The sequence below is a fragment of the Sulfitobacter sp. genome, from assembly GCF_036960155.1.
Taxonomy (GTDB): Bacteria; Pseudomonadota; Alphaproteobacteria; order Rhodobacterales; family Rhodobacteraceae; genus Sulfitobacter.
Window position 1 is genome coordinate 17,974 of record NZ_JBALWB010000018.1, and the last position, 16,975, is coordinate 34,948.

At 56.8% G+C, this 16,975-nt stretch carries 13 protein-coding genes; 6 read left to right on the forward strand and 7 right to left on the reverse strand.

Features of this window, described 5'->3' with window-relative positions; genetic code table 11:
* The first annotated feature begins 92 nt into the window (after window positions 1–92).
* Together glf and V7775_RS22325 are read left to right on the forward strand one after the other, a co-directional pair.
* On the forward strand, window positions 93–1,217 hold the full coding sequence (gene glf, locus V7775_RS22320; RefSeq protein ID WP_335754147.1) for a UDP-galactopyranose mutase: 1,125 nt from the start codon (window positions 93–95) through the stop codon (window positions 1,215–1,217).
* 117 nt (window positions 1,218–1,334) lie between these two features.
* Window positions 1,335–2,720, forward strand: a complete 1,386-nt coding sequence (locus tag V7775_RS22325; RefSeq protein ID WP_335754148.1) for a DUF2793 domain-containing protein — start codon at window positions 1,335–1,337, stop codon at window positions 2,718–2,720.
* A gap of 3 nt (window positions 2,721–2,723) precedes the next feature.
* Here the strand turns inward: V7775_RS22325 and V7775_RS22330 are convergent, their stop codons facing one another.
* The gene (locus V7775_RS22330) at window positions 2,724–4,178 is read right to left on the reverse strand and encodes a mannose-1-phosphate guanylyltransferase/mannose-6-phosphate isomerase (RefSeq protein WP_335754149.1); all 1,455 of its coding nucleotides are present in this window, start codon (window positions 4,176–4,178) and stop codon (window positions 2,724–2,726) included.
* A gap of 184 nt (window positions 4,179–4,362) precedes the next feature.
* Here V7775_RS22330 and V7775_RS22335 point away from each other — a divergent pair, with 184 nt between their 5' ends.
* Window positions 4,363–7,554 (forward strand): hypothetical protein, encoded by a 3,192-nt coding sequence (locus V7775_RS22335; RefSeq protein ID WP_335754150.1) that lies wholly within the window; start codon window positions 4,363–4,365, stop codon window positions 7,552–7,554.
* Between the two features lie 23 nt (window positions 7,555–7,577).
* Here the strand turns inward: V7775_RS22335 and V7775_RS22340 are convergent, their stop codons facing one another.
* On the reverse strand, window positions 7,578–8,612 hold the full coding sequence (locus V7775_RS22340; RefSeq protein WP_335754151.1) for a replication initiator protein A: 1,035 nt from the start codon (window positions 8,610–8,612) through the stop codon (window positions 7,578–7,580).
* 475 nt (window positions 8,613–9,087) lie between these two features.
* On the opposite strand from V7775_RS22340, the gene V7775_RS22345 reads away from it, so the two are divergent.
* Together V7775_RS22345 and V7775_RS22350 are read left to right on the forward strand one after the other, a co-directional pair.
* On the forward strand, window positions 9,088–10,479 hold the full coding sequence (locus V7775_RS22345) for an AAA family ATPase (protein ID WP_335754152.1): 1,392 nt from the start codon (window positions 9,088–9,090) through the stop codon (window positions 10,477–10,479).
* A gap of 85 nt (window positions 10,480–10,564) precedes the next feature.
* On the forward strand, window positions 10,565–11,575 hold the full coding sequence (locus tag V7775_RS22350) for a ParB/RepB/Spo0J family partition protein (protein ID WP_335754153.1): 1,011 nt from the start codon (window positions 10,565–10,567) through the stop codon (window positions 11,573–11,575).
* A gap of 60 nt (window positions 11,576–11,635) precedes the next feature.
* Here the strand turns inward: V7775_RS22350 and rfbA are convergent, their stop codons facing one another.
* The 4 genes from rfbA to rfbC are packed head-to-tail and all read right to left on the reverse strand — an operon-like array spanning window position 11,636 to window position 14,971.
* The gene (gene rfbA / locus V7775_RS22355) at window positions 11,636–12,523 is read right to left on the reverse strand and encodes a glucose-1-phosphate thymidylyltransferase RfbA (RefSeq protein ID WP_335754154.1); all 888 of its coding nucleotides are present in this window, start codon (window positions 12,521–12,523) and stop codon (window positions 11,636–11,638) included.
* The gene (rfbD, locus tag V7775_RS22360) at window positions 12,520–13,362 is read right to left on the reverse strand and encodes a dTDP-4-dehydrorhamnose reductase (RefSeq protein ID WP_335754155.1); all 843 of its coding nucleotides are present in this window, start codon (window positions 13,360–13,362) and stop codon (window positions 12,520–12,522) included. Before rfbD ends, rfbA begins: the two co-directional genes overlap by 4 nt.
* Window positions 13,359–14,402, reverse strand: coding sequence for a dTDP-glucose 4,6-dehydratase (gene rfbB, locus V7775_RS22365; RefSeq protein ID WP_335754156.1), 1,044 nt, complete (start codon window positions 14,400–14,402; stop codon window positions 13,359–13,361). Before rfbB ends, rfbD begins: the two co-directional genes overlap by 4 nt.
* Window positions 14,399–14,971: a dTDP-4-dehydrorhamnose 3,5-epimerase gene (rfbC, locus tag V7775_RS22370; protein ID WP_335754157.1), complete on the reverse strand. Its 573-nt coding sequence runs from the start codon at window positions 14,969–14,971 to the stop codon at window positions 14,399–14,401. The genes rfbB and rfbC overlap by 4 nt, the downstream gene beginning before the upstream one ends.
* 156 nt (window positions 14,972–15,127) lie before the next feature.
* On the opposite strand from rfbC, the gene V7775_RS22375 reads away from it, so the two are divergent.
* Window positions 15,128–16,141: a glycosyltransferase gene (locus tag V7775_RS22375; RefSeq protein WP_335754158.1), complete on the forward strand. Its 1,014-nt coding sequence runs from the start codon at window positions 15,128–15,130 to the stop codon at window positions 16,139–16,141.
* Between the two features lie 8 nt (window positions 16,142–16,149).
* Here V7775_RS22375 and V7775_RS22380 read toward each other — a convergent pair whose 3' ends face one another.
* Window positions 16,150–16,962, reverse strand: coding sequence for an ABC transporter permease (locus V7775_RS22380; RefSeq protein WP_335754159.1), 813 nt, complete (start codon window positions 16,960–16,962; stop codon window positions 16,150–16,152).
* Window positions 16,963–16,975: the final 13 nt, after the last annotated feature.

The following is a 16,975-nucleotide window of genomic DNA, read 5'->3' on the forward strand; positions in this document are numbered from 1 at the left end:
AGGTGTATTTTTCGCAGGTTTTACAGGTATTTCGCTGGACCCGTTTTAATGCTATGCGCAGGCATCATGCGTGCAATTTGAAGGACCCTAATATGAATTTTCTGATTGTAGGCGCAGGATTGAGCGGCGCCGTATTGGGGCGTGAGCTGGCACAGGCAGGTCATAAAATTACTGTGATCGACAGCCGCTCGCACGTGGCGGGCAATTGCCATACCGAGCGCTGCCCCGAAACGGGCGTATTGGTGCATGTCTACGGGCCCCATATTTTTCACACCGATGATGTGCAGGTCTGGGATTACGTGAACGCATTTGCGCAGTTCCTGCCCTACCGCAACCGCGTCAAAAGCACGGTCGGCAGTGCGGTTTATTCGCTCCCCGTGAACCTGCATACGATCAATCAGTTTTTTGGCAAAACCATGCGCCCTGACGCTGCACGCGCCTTTATCGAGGAAACGCAGGCAGATACCTCTATCACTGACCCCCAAAGCTTTGAGGAACAGGCGCTGCGGTTTGTAGGACGTGACCTTTATGATGCGTTTTTCCGCGGCTATACGGAAAAACAATGGGGATGTTCACCCACGCAACTGCCGGCATCGATCCTCAAGCGTCTGCCGCTGCGGTTTAACTATGATGATAATTACTTCAATCACCAGTTTCAGGGCATGCCCGAGCAGGGCTATACCGCCATGGTTGAGGCGATGCTGGATCACCCAAACATCGATGTGCATCTGGACACGGCATTCACCCCCGAGATGGAAGCCCGCGCAGATCATATGATCTGGTCCGGTCCGCTAGACAGCTATTTCAATTACCGTCTAGGACGGCTGGGCTACCGTACGTTGGATTTTGAACGGTTCACTGCAGAGGGCGATTATCAGGGCTGTGCGGTGATGAACTATGGCGCACGTGATGTGCCCTACACCCGCATCACCGAGCACAAGCATTTTGCCCCTTGGGAAACCCATGCAGGCACCGTGTGTTACCGCGAATTTGCGCGGGCATGCGGCCCTGATGACATTCCCTATTACCCGATCCGTTTGGTTGAAGAAAAGGCCCTGCTGGGCGAATACGAAGCACTGGCACAGGCGAACGACGGCGTCAGCTTTGTCGGGCGTCTGGGGACCTATCGTTATCTGGATATGGATGTCACCATCCGCGAAGCGCTGGATATGGTGCCCCAGTTTCTAGAGCGCTTTGGCGATCAAACTACAGTCTAACAAGGCCAAAACCTTGCACACACACGGCATGCAACAGGCAACGCACAGTCTGGTCCGGCGGCATTAAGCAATTTTCCACAAGGTTGCCACCATGCATTTGCCTGGAGAATTGCCCTCATGTCTGACACATCCCCCCGTCTGTCTTTGCCATATATCGCGCCTGCACAGGCGCAAAAACACGTCACGCACAACGAGGCGTTGTTGCGCCTTGATGTGTTGGCACAGTTGACGCTGGAGGGAGTAGATCAGAATACACCCCCAGCAACCCCGCAAGAAGGACAGGTTTGGGCACTAGGCGCCAGCCCTACGGGCGACTGGACAGACCAACCAGATACATTAGCCGCCTTTGTGAATGGTGCATGGCTGTTCATTGCGCCCGCCACAGGCTGGCAGGCCGTTGATATCAGCGATAATGCCACACTGATCTGGACAGGCACCGCGTGGGAGGCTCCTGCGATTGGCGCACTGACAGGCATCGATGGGGTCGGTATCAACGCGTCTTATGATGCCTTCAACCGGCTGGTTGTCGCCTCAGAAGCAAGCCTGTTCAATAATGACGGGGCAGGCCACCAGATCAAAGTGAACAAGGCTGCGGCCACAGACACTGCAAGCCTGCTGTTCCAGACTGGTTTTTCAGGTCGTGCCGAGATGGGCACCGCGGGCGGCGATGCCTTTGAAATCAAGCTTAGCGCAGATGGGTTCACATGGAACACCGGCTTGCTGTTTGATCCGGCCAGTGGTCAGGCCCAAGCGCCCGCAGGCCTAGATGTGACAGGCGCAATCACAGGGACGGCCGTCACACAAAGCACGGCGGACGCAACGCCGGGCCGGCTCATGAAGGTTGGTGATTTTGGTCTAGGCGCGACAATCGCTCCTGTGATCACTGACATCGACGCAATTGACATCCCCTTTGGGCAGTATCGCACAACGGCCCCTCTGACGGTTGGCACTTTCCCGACCACTCTGGCATGGGGTCATGTGATCATTTTCGGCTCTAACTTTGGTGATTTTGTACAATTGTTCACCAATGTGTTGGACGACAAGCTGTTCATGCGCCGCTACCGGACCAGTGCGGGCGGCTGGCAGCCATGGCGCACGTTCTGGAACACGGCCAATACAACCGTAGACGCCAACGGCTTTTTGCGCGCCGCCAGCCCGATTGTGCAACTGTTTGACACCCGCCACGCAGAACCGGTGGAACCTGTTGGCGCATCGTTTGAAAAGCATGGCACAGGTCATTACAGCCTGAGCGGTGTCGCGCCTTTGGCACAAGAAGGCTGGTCGGTTGAAATCCCGCGTGACATCAACGGCAACCGTCAAATTTTTGTCGATCTTGAATATGATGCTGACGCCGCAGTTCTGACCCTGCACACCAGCACCCCCGTCTGGGATGGTGGTTGGACAGCAGGCGAGGCCTGCGACATTCCCGCTGAGCGCTGGATCGATCTGCGGTTTGTTCCCCCCGCCCCAGAAGAACTGGAGCAGGCAGAACAGTTAGTTTAACCGCTAGCCTTTGGCGCCTTGACCGCGGGCATAGACATCTTCGTAGCGGATGATGTCATCCTCGCCCAGATAGCTGCCTGTTTGTACCTCAATGAGAACCATCGGCACTTTGCCGGGGTTCTCCATCCGGTGGACCGCGCCCAAGGGCACATAGATCGACTGGTTTTCAGACACTAACTTAACGGTATCATCAACCGTAACCTGCGCGGTGCCCTCGACCACAATCCAGTGTTCCGCGCGGTGATGATGGCTTTGCAGTGACAATGCTGCGCCGGGGTGCACCACGATGCGTTTCACCTGAAAACGATCGCCAACAACAAGGCTCTCAAACCAGCCCCATGGGCGATAGTCGCGCGGCAGTGTCTCGGCCTGCGATGCCCCTTTGGCTTTGAGTATCGCCACCGCCTGTTTGACCTGTTGAGTCTGGTCACGGTGCGCCACCAAAACAGCATCAGGCATGGCGATGGCCACAATGTCTTCCAATCCGATGCCCACCAGTTCTTGATTGGGATCCTCAGAGCGCAACAGCGTATTGCGGCAGTTGATCGCGGTTGCGCCATCGGTGGTCACAACACCGTCGGCGTCCTGCGTTCCATCCCGCCAGACGGCCTCCCAACTGCCCAGATCGGACCACGCACCACCGTAGGGCACCACACTTAGGTTGTTGGCCTTTTCCATAATCGCATAATCAATTGAATCGTCTTCCAGCGTCAGCCACGGGGTGGGCGCAAGACGGGTGAAATGCAAATCCTGTTCCGCCTCAGCCAGCGCTTGGCGTGTGATCTCCAACATCTGGGGAGCATACGCCTCAAACGCTGCAATCAAAGTGCGGGTGGTGAACAGGAAAATGCCTGCGTTCCACAGATGTTTGCCGCCCTCCACCAGCGCCTGCGCCGTGGCCGCATCGGGTTTTTCGACAAATCCTTTGAGCGGCTGAGCCACAGGGGCCAGACCTGGTTCTAAATCCTTGGACAATGCCAGCCAGCCATACCCCGTTTCAGGGCGGGTGGGGAAAATACCAAAAGTAACAAGTTGCCCGCTGCGTGCAGTGGGGATTGCCGCTTTTACTGCGGCGCGAAACAGGGATGCGTCTTCGATCACATGATCCGAAGGGGCAACCAGCATTAACGTATCCGCCCCGCCCTGCTGTGCCTCCAGCGCCAATGCGCCCGCTAACACGGCCGGTGCTGTGTTGCGCGCGGCAGGTTCAATCAATGTGGCCAACGCACCTGTCTCAATCGCGGCCAGCTGTTCTGTCACCACAAAACGGTAATCAGACCCCGTGATAATAATCGGCGCACCAAACCCCGGGCCCGACACTCTTTGTGCCGAGCTTTGGAATAAACTGGTCTCGCCCGTGAACTTGGCGAACTGTTTGGGGTAGCTTTTGCGCGACAAAGGCCAAAGCCGAGTGCCAGATCCCCCGCATAAAAGCAGCGGATATACCGTATCAGTCATAAAATCTCCCTTAACCTGCTGTTAAGTCTGTTCATCACCCAACCATACCACAGCATGATCTTGGGTAAACTGCCGACTGCTCCCCTTCAAGCAGGGAGTTCCCGCCCCTTGCCCGTGTCCACAGAATTGCGTGCATTGGCAGGGTAGGATAGACCACACAAAGCCACCCCGTCAGGATATTCCAATGCCACTGCGCCTCCATGTCGTTATCATCAGCTGGGAAGGGTATCGCGACAAGGCACATGCCATCGCAACTGCACTGAACGGGTCCGTGGGCAAGGTCAGCGTGATCTATTCAAACCCAGAGAACACCCCCGAGACCGGACCAGGAACATGGGTGTCTGTACCGCAAAGCTGGTATTTCGGGCGCAAGTTTCGCGCCTCGCTGGATTTGGTGGGACCCGATGAGGTGATGCTGCAAATTCAGGCTGACACCCACAGCGATGACTGGCCCGCGCTGGCCGCAGGCTGCGTTGCCTGTTTTGAACAACACCCTGACGTTGGCCTGTGGATTCCTGATATCAACTGGACCCCATGGCCTGCGCATATCGTGGGACAGGGAATGGTGGCACACACCAATCTGATGAAAGTAGCCCAGACAGACGGTATTGTTTGGGCTCTGCATCCCGATCTGTACCCTGCCCTGCGCGCCCTAGATTATACGGGCAATAATCTAGGGTGGGGCATTGATTGGGTTGCCCTGCATGAGATCACCAAACATCACAAAATAGCGGTGCGCGATATGTCGTACCCTGTGCATCACCCGCAGGGCCGTGGCTATGATAATGCCGAAGCCGCCCAGAACATGAAGACTTTCATCACCCAAATGCCCCTGCCCGCGCAGCGACAGATCATAGCCTCCTATCACGCGCTGGCCAGCCACAGGCGCGCGGCCCTCGGGCTGGAAAACACCGCCCCTTCGGCCCTTCCCCCTTCTACGGAGACATCCCTTATGCCGTTGCCCTTTTTGCGCAGCCCAAAAATAGCGCAGGCGTTTGTCATTGCCGGGCATGTCTATCTCAAGGCCGCAGGTAAAAACATCACTGCCAATGCTGCCATTCAAAGCGATGGTGCGCAGGTGCCCCTAACCTTGATGGCCGGCACTCCCCCACGTGATCACGTCACACAGGCCTTTCCCCTACATGCCGTAGATACAAAAACTGCCTATCAACAAGTGAACGGGTTGGAGGATTGGCAGGTTGATGGCTGGCCCACCCTGCGCGTGATCCCTGATTTTGCAGCACGGACACAGTCTATCTTTCTCAGCGGGCGCATGCATCTCGCCCCTGATGACGGGCCGCAGGTGTTTAGTGCCAATTTGGCTGTGCACCGCGGCAAGGGTGACCTTGTGATTGTCCTGTCAGACATGTTTGGCCATGTTGTGCAGGAACTACGCTGTGGGTTTGAGACTGCCTGCTTTGGCGGAAACCAATCTGACGCCTATCAACCCATCACCATCGAAATCCCGCCAAGCACGCACCCTCTGCATCTGGAGCTGCGCGTTGATTGCGAGGAAACATTTGAAACCAGCCAAGAACAACCTGCTGTGTTTTTCATCGCACGTCCGCGTTTGCGCGCCGTGAACGCGCCCACAATGCTTACCCCTGCTGTGACCTCATCCCAAAAACCGCGTGCAGATGCGCTTTGGTATCACGCCCAGCTTCCTACTACCTTTGGCACGCAAGCCCGCGATGTGACTTTGGTACAGGGCAGCGCGCATACGGTTTTATTGTCGGTGCCTGCGTGCTCAATTACACTGCTTGAGGATCATGGTCACATGCTGGACCTCCATGCAGACAGCGCGCTGACCACCAGTGTCTGGCTTAACGGCGTGCCCGGGTTTGCCCTCACACTGGAACAGGGCAAGACCCGCCTGCGCATCCCCACGGCCTATCTGGCTGGCGAGTCTTTGTTCATCGAACTGCGCGATGCCTCGGGCACGTTTGCCCTGTGGCGGCATTGGTGTGCACCCACTGCGCAACTGCCCCGCACAGCGCCCCCCGCAACCGGTCATATGGGCCACGATCTGCCTGCCCGCTTTGACGCCTTGCGCAAACATCTTGCCGCTCCGGCTGATGTGACCCTCCTGCCCCAGCTGCACATCGCACTTGAGGCACTGGAAGCCGAGGCCAGCCTACGCGTCCTGAAACCGCTGCACTTTGCCCCCGTTGCCGCCCCTGATGTGTCCATCGTGATCACCGCCCACCCCGACGTGCAGGTGACCTATGCCTGCCTTGCCGCTGTCTTGCTGGCGTGGAACGCGGCCAGCGCCGAAATCATTGTGATCGGAGACGCACCAGAACGGATTGTGGTCGGAGACGCGCCAGAACTGAGCGACCTGATCAGCGGCATTAACGTCCTGCCCGATATGGCGCAGGTTGTGGCGCGCGGCACCCATATTGCCCTGCTCGACAGCGCAACAGAAGTCACATCAGGCTGGCTTGATGCGCTGATGGACGCCTTCGGGCGCTTTGATAATGTCGGGATGACGGGGGCAAAACTGCTGGGATATGACGGCAGCCTGCACAGCGCTGGTGGCCTTGTCACACCGGATGGTACGGCGCTGGCTTACGGTCAGGGTTACCCCCCCCGCGACCCACGCGTTTCTTATGCCCGTCAGGTTGAATACCTGCCGCGCACAGCTGTGATGATGCCCAAAACCTTGTGGGAGGCGCAGCCGGACCTGCACGAAATGGCAGCGGCGGACATGGAAGCCGCAGACATGGCAGCACACCTGCGCGCTGCGGGGTACGGCGCATGGTATGTGCCCGCATCGGTGGTCTATTGCTCCAACAACGCACCTGCGCACAGCGCCCCAAAAACACCCGAAACCGTGGATCTGGACAAAGACTATAACATTGCTGGCCGCGTCCTGTTCATAGCCGCCACCGCGCCGGATGTTCAGCAGATCACACAGGTCCAATCGCTGGGGTATAAAGTGACCGTCATCCCGCAGGGTCCCCCCTTGCGCGATGCCCAAGTCACAGCGCTGGAAGCCTCAGGTGTCGAAGTGATCACCCCTGCGTTTCACACTGGCTTCCAGACCTTTATTGAGGGCCACGCACGTACGTTTGACGCCTTTCATCTCTCAGGGTGTCCTTTGGTACATGAAGTGGCCGCAGTCATTCGCGCGGCCCATCCGCTGGCACAGCTGATCCTGACCCCCAAAGGTTTGGAAATCCCACAAGGCACGCCGCCCAAAATGTCAGAGTATGATCTGGCCGCATTGCGCAGTGTCGATGTGGTTCTGTCCCACAACGGCGACACACATGCGCTGATCGCGGCTCAGGCATCTGATGCGATTACACTGATGCGCGGGGATACTCCGACACAGCAAATCATGCGCGATGTTTTTGACACTTTGGGCCTGCCCTAATCCCCCACGCAGGAGAGCAGAGATCACTCTGTCTGGCTTGCCCGTTTGCGCACCCAACCCAAAAAGGCCTGATCCGCATTGCGCAGTACTTCTTGTCCGTTGCGGTCCCAATAGCTGCGCCAATCGGCTTCCAGCGCATACACATCTGTTCCCGGGATCAGCGCACGCGCTTCCTCTAGGGCTTTAGCGCTCAGAAGCGGGGCCAGCCCCGGTTCCAACACCACAGCGCGGCGTGAGAAAACCATCAAATCACCTGATGCTTCTACCATCTCGTAATCGGGTAAATGGGCGGCAATGATCATCTTGCGCAGGGCCGCACGAAACACCCGCACAGGCGCGCTTGATCCAGATTTCTTGTGCAGGGTGGTGACGCTCACCCGCCATTCACGCTGCCGGCCACAATGCTTGCGCACCAATTCATAGATCCGCCGCTCCAGCGGTTTGCGCAGACGAAAATAATCCCGGTTCAGCGTCAGAACCGATTTTGTCTGCACCGCGCGGAACAACCATTCACTTAACGTCACACTCACCGAGATCATGCGCCCGCCTCTTGTGTGGCGTTTGATCTCCCATGAATCGATCAGGCCAAAACCCTGCGTTGTCTCGATGCCGCCCGTCGCCATGTTGGTGGTGATGCGTGTGCCTGCCAGCCGTTCGAATGCATCCTTGAGGCGCGTATAGGCATCCCCCGATGTGTCGCGGTTTGTGGCCACCAGCAGGTCATGCGCCTTAAGCGTTAGCTTGCGCGAAATCGCCCGCCCCGCATTCACCGCCGCCATCAACTGGCTGATGCAGAAAATCAGAATATCCTTGTCATGGATTGTGGCGCGGCCTTTGACAGAGGGCACCACTTCGATGGTTGTGCCGTTATGGGCATACGACAAAATACGCCGGTCCGGACGGGTCGAGAGCGAAAAGATAGGATGCTCCATCGAGCCCAGATCATCCTTGGGCGCGGCATCAAATACATCGCACACAAAGAAATCGGCCGTCGGATGACGGTCGGGCAACAAGCCACTAGAAGACGCAGGGATTGCGCCCGTGTATATGTCTGTCATGGCTTACGCCTCGCCTGTGTAATGCCGCCTACGGCATCGGTATTTTTGCTCGCCAGCGCGCTACAGGTCATATGCTGCCCGTATGTCACACTGCATAATGCCCCCGATTCTTTTCGGGGTTTCAGTAACACCTAGCCTAGAGTTATCCACAGGCTGCGTCCAGAACGATGAGCGGGGGATCAGAGTCACCTGAACGTGGGATTGGAGTCGCCTTTTCGGGGTTTCAGAGTCACCACTGTTTGAAAAAAGCCAAAATCAGCTATAATATCAAAGAGCTTAGCCAAAGCCCTCAAAGCCCGTAACGTATAAATAACCAATTAATAACTAGAAAAATTTCGGATTGGCTTAAACACACCCCATATTTCCTGTTTGAAAACCCTGATTTGCTTAGAAAAAGGTATGGATGTAATCTCTTTTCTTCCATGTGTGCGCTTTTCGGGTATATTGCAGATAAACAAGAACATCAGGAAACTTCATGCCCTCAGATACCACGGGTCATCTCCCCCCCTATTTCAATATTGATCCTGATCAGGCTTGCGCCTCTCTTGGGGACCCTACCACAACGGCCCAGTTCCAAGCCATTGCACAGGCCTGCGATACAGGGCGCCAGGATTTGCAAAGCCGTGGACTACAGGATGGTCATGGCCGCATACTGCGGCGTTTTTCCACTTGGGAGATTACCCGTTATTTGATCCCCGTTGCGACCGGTCACTTCCGCCGTGTCCTGAAGCAAAACCCCGACCTACCCCAAGGCACCAGTGAAACTGCCGGCGGGGCCAAGTGGTTTACACTGGATGAGGTCCAGCGCCTGCGTGCACATTTCGGGCATGAAGGATCAAAGGCAAAAGAATACCTGCCCTACCGCCCCAAAGGCCTGCCTGCCAAACTGGTCGCTGTTGCGAACTTCAAAGGCGGCGTTGGCAAGACCTCCACTGCGGCGCACCTCGCCATGTCTGCCGCGCTGGATGGATACAAAGTGCTGGTTGTTGATCTGGACAGTCAGGGGTCTATGACCTCGATCTTTGGCGGCAAGGTCAACGATGAATGGCAAACCGTCTTTCCGCTAATGGCGCGCCACTATGCAGGGCAATTGCGGCAGGAAAACCAGCGCCGCATGGACCGCGGTGAAACGCCCATTCCGCTGGATGACACGCTGACAGATGCGCTGGAGATTAAAACCGACAGCCTGATTCAAAGCACCCATTGGCCCAACATCGATCTGATCGGCGCCCAGCTTAATCTGTATTGGGCAGAATTTCAGGTGCCTGTTTGGCGCATGCAAGCCCGCGGTTGGAAACTGTGGGACGCACTTACCGATATGTTCGAGGCCGATGGCATTTTGGATAAATACGATGTGATTTTCCTCGATACCCCCCCTGCCCTTGGCTATCTCACCATCAACGGATTGGCGGCGGCAGATATCCTGCTGGTGCCCCTTGGCGCGTCCTTCCTTGAGTTCGACAGCACCGGCCGTTTCTTTGACATGCTGCACGCCACCTTTGGTTCCATTGAGGAAGCCGAGAACATGGCCGCGCGGGCCTTGGGGCGCGAAGGGCTGAACTTTGAATGGGACGCGGTGCGTGCGGTGGTCACCCGCTATGACGGCGCGCAGCAGGCTGAACTGGCAGCACTGATGCAAAGCTATCTGGGCACCACCCTGTCACCGCACCGGCAGGATTTTACCGCGTTGATCGGACAGGCGGGGGAACAGGTCCAAGGCATCTACGAGGCCGACTACCGCGACTTTAACCGCGAAACCTATGTGCGGGGGCGCGAAACATTTGACGCAACCTATGCGGCATTCAAACAATTGCTCATTGGGGCATGGCGGCGCGATGAGTTGGCCGCGCAGGCCGCCGCCCCATGACCGTGCGCACCGTTTATGAAATGGTGATGCCGTGCCCCGAGGTTCAGGGCACTGATTGCTGCCTGCCCGAAACAGGAGATACCCCATGGCCAAACGCCGTCGCCTAACCCCTGCCAACCCCGATTTTCTGGGGGCCGCCCCTGAGACCAAATCAATGGCCCCTCTGGGAGGCATGCGTGCGCCCATTGCCGATGTCGCCTCTGAAGCGTCTGCAACCGCCGCGCTGGAAGAATTAAGCCGCGAGATGCAGGACGCCCAAGCCGCAGGTCGGATGATTGTCCCCCTGCCCTTGGCGCAGATCAGATTGGATCATCTGGTCCGTGATCGCATCGCGCAACAAGACGAAGACATGGAAGCCCTGCTCACGTCACTGCGGGGGCGCGGTCAGCAAACCCCCATCGAAGTTGTGGCATTGGCTGATGGCGGCTATGGCCTGATCTCGGGTTGGCGGCGCTGCACGGCGCTGGCGCAATTGCATGCCGAAGGTGTGGGTGATGGCACGGTACTGGCCATCAAACGCCGCCCCGATGACGCTTCGGATGCGTATCTTGCCATGGTCGAGGAAAACGAAATCCGCGTCGGGCTAAGCTATTTTGAGCGCGCACGCATCGCGGCCAAGGCGGTAGATCAAGGTGTTTATGACACCCCTAAACAGGCTCTATTAAGTCTCTTTGGAAGTGCGTCACGGGCCAAACGCTCCAAGATACGTTCGTTTTTGGCACTGGTGAGCGCGCTGGATGGCGCCTTGCTGTTCCCGCAATCCATCGGAGAACGTCTGGGTCTACAGGTTTCGGCGGGTCTGGAAAAGGATGCAGGACTGGCCGCACGGTTGCGCAGTGCGCTAGAGACAGGCAAGCCCGCAACAGCCGAGGCAGAGCTGAAAATCCTATCTGAGACACTTGTTCAAAAGCACCCCTCTGATGCAGGGGAACAGGCGGAAGAAACCCCATCCAAGCCAGGCTATGCAGCCCGTGATCTGCGGCCGGGTCTAAGCGTTCGGGTGCATAAATCTGATGGCCGGATTGAGCTGAGCGGCCCTGCCTTAACCCCTGATCTGCGCGCACGTTTGCTGCAATGGTTGGAACGTTCAGAATAAAAAAAGGCCCTAACAGTTAAGTTAGAGCCTTTTTTAGATGTTTCGCGCGCGAAACGTTTCTTATTTCAACAAGCCTGCCAAATACGCACCATAGGTGTTCTTTGAATATTTCTTGGCTTGGGCGGCCAGTTCTTCACGGCTGATCCAACTTTTGGAAAACGCGATCTCTTCGGGGCACCCGACCTGTAGACCCTGACGGCTTGAGAGGGTGCGTACAAAGTTACCAGCATCCAACAAGCTGCCATGTGTGCCAGTGTCCAGCCATGCATAGCCGCGGCCCATCTGTTGTACGGTCAGGCTGCCGTCATGCAGGTAGCTTTCCAGCAGTGTAGTGATTTCCAGCTCGCCGCGCTCGGAGGGCTCAACTTTGCGGGCGCGGGCAGGTGCCGTGCCATCAAGGAAGTAGAGGCCGGTGACCGCATAGTTGGAAGGCGGTACTGCGGGTTTCTCGATGATCGCACGCACAGTGCCATCATCGGCAAAGTCTACCACGCCGTAACGTTCGGGATCATTCACGCGGTAGCCAAACACGGTGCCGCCGCTGTCTTTTGCATCTGCCTCGGCCAGCTGCTCGGGCAATCCATGACCAAAGAAGATGTTGTCGCCCAGAACCATCGCGCTTGGCGCGCCGTCCAGAAAGTCTTCGGCCAGAATATAGGCCTGTGCCAACCCGTCAGGTGAGGGCTGCGGAATATAAGTGAGCTTGAGACCCCATTGGCTGCCATCGCCCAAGGTGCGTTCAAACTGTTCTTGGTCTTGTGGTGTGGTGATCACGGCAATCTCGCGGATGCCTGCAAACATCAGAACCGACAGAGGGTAATAGACCATCGGTTTGTCATAGATTGGCAGCAACTGTTTTGAGACGCCAATGGTGATGGGGTAAAGCCGCGTACCGGAACCGCCGGCTAGAATAATACCTTTGCGTGCCTTCTGGGGAGTATCTGTCATGCTAATATCTCACTTGTAATCTTGGCCAGATCGCTTTTCCAATCTGGCGGGGTAATGCCGAATTCAGTCTCTAATAATGAACAATCGAGGCGGGAATTAAGAGGGCGGGTTGCTGGTGTGGGGTATTCGGATGTGGGAATACCTGTCACGGTTACCGTTCTTCCAGCCGCTGAAAATGTTTCGCGCGCGAAACATGCCCAGCTGACAGTAGGGGCGCCAGCATAGTGATAGGTGCCGCCCGATTGGCCTGCAACCATGGCCTGCGCCATGATCATCAGCGTATCTGCAATGCCACTGGCGGGGGTTGGTCCGCCGATCTGATCATCCACCACATTCAGCGCATCGCGGGTTTCAGACAGGCGCAGCATCGTTTTAACAAAGTTAGCACCATGCGCCGAGAACACCCAAGAGGTGCGTATGATTGCATGGGCACCCCCTGCCGCGCGCACAGCGTCTTCGCCTGCGGCTTTGGTTCGCCCATAAACACCCAAGGGCGCGATGGGATCATTTACAGACCACGGGGCGGTGCCACTGCCATCAAAGACGTAATCAGTAGAGAGGTGCAGGAACGGGATATCCAGATCGGCGCAGGCCTGCGCCATGGCACCGGGGGCATCTGCGTTGATGATCTGGGCCAGTTCTGGTTCGTCTTCGGCACGATCAACAGCCGTATAAGCGGCGGCGTTGATCACAACATCAGGTTCATGTGCCTTGATCGCGGCAGCGCAGGCTGCAGGATCACATAGATCTGCGGCTGCACGGTCCAGCGCAGTCACATCTACGTGGTGCTGTAATTCGGTCGCGACCTGACCTGTGTTGCCGAAGACGAGGGTTTTCACGCGGTTTTGCCCAAACGATCGCCAACACCATCACGCTGTTGTAGCGCACGCCACCAATCTTCATTGTCCAGATACCACTGCACGGTCCGTTCCAGACCTTCCTCAACGGTGACGGAAGGTTTCCAACCCAGTTCTTTGATGATGCGGCCGGCGTCGATGGCATACCGCGCATCATGGCCAGGGCGATCAGTGACAAAGGTAATCAGATCAGCGTAGGCGCCTGCATCGCGAGGGCGCTTTTGATCCAGAATGCCGCAGATCGTTTTGACCAGTTCCAGATTGGTGCGCTCGTTTTCGCCGCCAATGTTGTAGGAGCGGTTCAACTCACCCTTTTCCAGAACGCACAGCAGCGCGTCGGCGTGATCCTCAACATAAAGCCAGTCGCGGATGTTGGACCCATCGCCGTAGATTGGCAGGTCTTTGCCCGCCAACGCGTTCAGGATGACCACAGGGATCAGCTTTTCAGGGAAGTGATAGGGGCCGTAGTTGTTGGAGCAGTTCGTCAGCACCACAGGCAAGCCGTAGGTTTCGGCCCATGCGCGCACCAGATGGTCGCTGGCCGCTTTGGAGGCGGAGTAGGGGCTGCGCGGATCATAGGATGTCTCTTCGGTGAACATGCCCGTGGCACCAAGGGAGCCAAAGACCTCATCCGTAGAGATGTGGTGAAAGCGGAACGTGTCAGGTTTGCCCTGTGCCATCCAATAGGCGCGCGCGGCTTCCAGCATGTGGTAGGTGCCAGTGATGTTTGTCTCGATGAAATCACCGGGCCCGTCGATGGAACGGTCAACGTGGCTTTCGGCGGCGAGGTGCATGACGGCATCGGGTTTGTGCGTGTCCAACACGCGGTCCAGCGCGGCGCGGTCACGGATGTCGGCCTTTTCAAACGCGTAAAGCGGGCTGTCGGATACGGTGGCGACGTTCTCAAGGCAGGCCGCATAAGTCAGCGAGTCAAGATTGACGATCTCGTGGCCGCGCGCGACTGCAAGGCGAACCACGGCCGAGCCGATGAATCCTGCACCGCCAGTAACTAGAATTTTCATAATGTGGGTCCTTCAAAAGTAAACGGTGTATCAATTTGTGAAAGTGTGGGCGCGGTGCGGTCTTTGTCTGACAGCAAAGGCATGTCTGTGTCCAACGCCCAGTCGATGCCGATGTCAGGATCGTTGTACCGCACGGCAGCATCACATTCCGGCGCATAGTAGTCGGTGCATTTATATATGATTTCGGTATTGGGCAGGGTGGTTGCGAAGCCGTGCAAGAAACCTGCTGGAACAAGCAACTGTTTGCCGTTCTGCGCGCTTAACTCGACGCTAACCCACTGACCAAACGTGGGGCTGCCGCGGCGGATATCCACAGCAACATCCAACAACGCACCTTGGCCACAGCGAATCAACTTTGACTGGGCGTGGGGGGGCGTTTGAAAATGCAGGCCACGCACGGTGCCGGCTGCTTGAGATAACGAGTGATTGTCTTGCACAAAATCATAGTTCAGACCTGCTTCTTCCATCCGCGCTTTGTTCCAGCTTTCGGAGAAAAAGCCGCGTTCATCGCCGTGGCGCGCAGGAGTGAGAATGACAACGCCTTGCAAGGCTGTCTTTTCGATATGCATTGCCGGATAATCCTATGAAAACGCAATTGCCCCTTCTTGCCATATGAGCACAGAAATACAACCCGCACACAGGCCCTGCAGCACTGATATGTTTGACTTGTGGCGTAATTTATGGCCACAGCACGGGGCGTTTGATCTGCAAGAAAAGGATAGCCTGTGCCACATGATGCTTCTTCCGTAGTACCCCGCCTTGTGGCTGTGGTTGTGACGTATAACCGGTTGGCGCAATTGCAGGTCACGGTGGGGCGTCTTTTGGAGGCACGCTCTGAGGGGGTGGAGAAGGTTATTGTGATCGACAATGCCTCAACGGATGAGACGGCAGACTGGCTGGCGCAGCAGATGGAAACGCCTCAGGCCCAAGGCACACTGGTGGTGCACCGCTGCGCCGTTAACGCAGGTGGGGCAGGTGGGTTTGAGACGGGAATGCGGCTGGCCGTTGAAGAATTTGATCCCGACTGGATTATGGTGATGGATGATGATGCGCGCCCCGACCCCGGCGCGGTTGCAGCCTTTCACAGTGTAGACCGCAGCGAAGCCATGGCATGGGCTGCGGCGGTTTATTATCCTGCGGGGGGCATTTGTGACATGAACCGCCCCACGTTGAACCCGTTCTGGCACAAAGGCATGGTGCAGCGCACGCTGACAGGCATGTTGCGCGGCAAAGGGCGCGACGGGTTTCACCTGAATGAAGTTGATTACCGCAGTTCGGCCTACCGTGCTGTGGATAGCGGTTCGTTTGTGGGGCTGTTTGTTTCGCGTGCGGCCATCCAAACGGTGGGATATCCTGACGGATCGCTGTTTATCTACGGGGATGACGTGCTGTATTCGCTTGGAATGCGGCAGGCGGGAGGGCAGATCTTGTTTGATCCAGCCATCCGGTTTGAGCATGATTTCACCACGATGACAGACGCCGATCAGCGGTTTAAACCGCTGTGGAAAACCTACTACCATTACCGCAATCTCTTGCTGGTTTATCGTTTGGCATCAGGCCCTTGGTTTGCATTGGTTTTGCCGTTGATGGTGGCAAAGTGGACGCTCAAGGTGCGGTTTCATTCGGGCGAGCGGGGGCGTTATCTGGCGTTGCTGGCGCGCGCGATCAAGGATGGGTTGATGCGGCGTACAAATGTAGCCCACACCCGCGTGCTGGAATGGGCCAAGCCGCGCGATTAAAGCGGGATTTATCGGTTGAGGATCGTGCGGTGAAAGCGCGACAACAGAACAACGCCGAAAAACAGACATAATGTAGCGACCAGACAGACATAGGGGATGCTGACATAAGACGCTTCATATGTGCTGTAAAACCCGCGCCGCATCAGGCCGGTGATGTGCAATAACGGGTTCCACCATAACATGTCCTGTAGGGATGTCGGCATGTCCTCATAGAGGAAAAACGTCCCCGAGATGAAAAACAGAGGGCGGTTGATGATGCTCCAGACCTGCATCCACGCATCAAACAAGCCAAACAGCACACAGTTGAGCACACCAATCCCGAGGCCCAAAAATGCGGTGAGCATGACAGCCCCGATAATGGCGCTGATATCAAGCTGGGCACGGGTATCGGTGGTGATCATCAGGCCTGTAAACAAAAGGGTCATAACCACGATATGGGTCAACACCGCCAGCGTCAGGCGCGCAAGCACCGCATCCACCCAAGTGACAGCGGGATAAAACAACAAAGCCCGTGAAAAATTGATGCAGCGACCAATTTCACCCGCCAGTTGTTGATACATCGCAAAGAGCAAAAACGCGGTGGCAAAGAATAACAAAAAGCTGTTTCCGATCGGTGGTGTTCGAATCAGCAGAGACATGCCGAAGCCCAGCACCAAAATACCACCCAACGGTTCAAGCACGGCCCATGCATATCCCCCCGGTGATCGGCCATACCGGGTGGCCATTTCGCGCAAGATCAACGCAAAGACCGACCGCCCTGTTGCAAAGCTGCGTTCTGACCCATGGGCAATCTTGGTCGCTTGTGCGCGGGGGATGGACATTGCGGGGTGTTCC